The 1,327-nt window shown below is 69.6% G+C and carries 2 protein-coding genes; both read left to right on the top strand.

Annotated elements, in window-relative coordinates; translation table 11 throughout:
- Positions 1–815, top strand: an 815-nt coding sequence (locus EN745_RS34850; RefSeq protein ID WP_127423318.1) for a glycosyltransferase, incomplete at its 5' end; no start/stop codon positions are given.
- The coding region (locus EN745_RS34845) for an ABC transporter ATP-binding protein (RefSeq protein ID WP_189363270.1) at positions 812–1,327 on the top strand (516 nt) is incomplete at its 3' end. The genes EN745_RS34850 and EN745_RS34845, both read left to right, overlap by 4 nt.

Here is a 1,327-nt window from a genome sequence, read left to right as displayed (position 1 = left end):
ACGGCACGCCAGAGCGCCTGGCGGCAATCGCCGAGGCTTCCACCATCCCGATCACCGCGATTCTCGAGTCGCGCCCCGGACTGGCGGCGGCGCGCAATGCCGGGTTGGCGCGGGCGCGTGGCCGCGTGCTGGTCTTCGTCGACGACGACTGCAAGCTCGACCCGACCTATCTGCGCGACCTGCAGCGGCATTATGCGAGCGGCGAGAAATGGCTGATCCGGGGCGGCCGGGTCGAGCTTGGCGACGCGCGCGACCTGCCCTTCACCATCAAGCGCTGCGAACAGCGCCAGCGGCTGACGCCGGCCGTCCATCCGGGTGGCTTCGTGCTTGGCTGCAACATGACCATGCACCGCGACGTCGCCGCGCGCATCGGCCCCTTCGACGAGCGCTTCGGCGCCGGCGGCGCGCTGCGCTCGGCGGAAGACACCGACTATCTGGTGCGGGCGATGCTCATCGGCATGCCGGTCGAATATGTGCCCGACATGACAATCTTCCACCATCACGGACGCCGTGACCGCGAGGCAATCGACCGGCTGCACCGCGACTATCATTTCGGCAATGGCGCGCTCTGCCTGAAGCATGTCCGCCGCGCGCCCTGGCTGCTGCGCCATTTCTACTGGGCGGCGCGCGCGGCTCTGCGCGAGCTTGCCGGCGGACCCAAGTTCGATCCTGAGCTCAGGCTGTCGCATTGGCCCGTCGTCGCCATGAACCTGGCCGGCGCGGCGAAGTTCGCACTGCTTGTCATCGCAAGGCGGCCGGCGCCGGAGCCACTGGGCCGCGCCGAAGCGGGCGAAGCCGAGGCCAGGGCGCGATGATCCGGCCGCTGCCACCGGCGCTCTCGATGCTGCGCGGCGCGCTGGGCGGCAGGTTGATGCGCCTCTTGCCGGTCGTGGTGCTGCTTGGCCTTGCCGCCGCGGCGCTCGAAGGCCTAGGCATCGGCCTGATCATCCCGCTGCTCGGCATCATCATGGGCCATGGCGATGCGACCGGCATGGGCGGCTTCTCGGCGCTGCTGCAGAAGGTCGGCGCCGGGCTCGGCGAGCGCGAGCGGCTGGTCGTCATTTCGGCGGCGATCCTCGGCTCGATCCTGCTCAAGAACCTGCTCGGCTTCGCCAACACGGTGCTGACCGCCCATATCTACGGCAAGGCGAGCTTCGCGATCCGCAGCGCGCTGTCGGAACGGCTCCTGCGGATCGGCTATCCCTTCTTCCTGCGGCAGAGCCCCGGCCGGCTGCTCAACATCATCTCCAACGAATCCTGGCGCGCGTCCGACGCCATCCAGGCCCTGCTCGGCTCGATCGTCAGCGCCTCGGCGGCGGTCATCCTG

Source organism: Mesorhizobium sp. M4A.F.Ca.ET.022.05.2.1 (assembly GCF_003998845.1).
Classification (GTDB): Bacteria; Pseudomonadota; Alphaproteobacteria; order Rhizobiales; family Rhizobiaceae; genus Mesorhizobium.
This window is presented reverse-complemented; position numbering and strand designations above follow the sequence as displayed.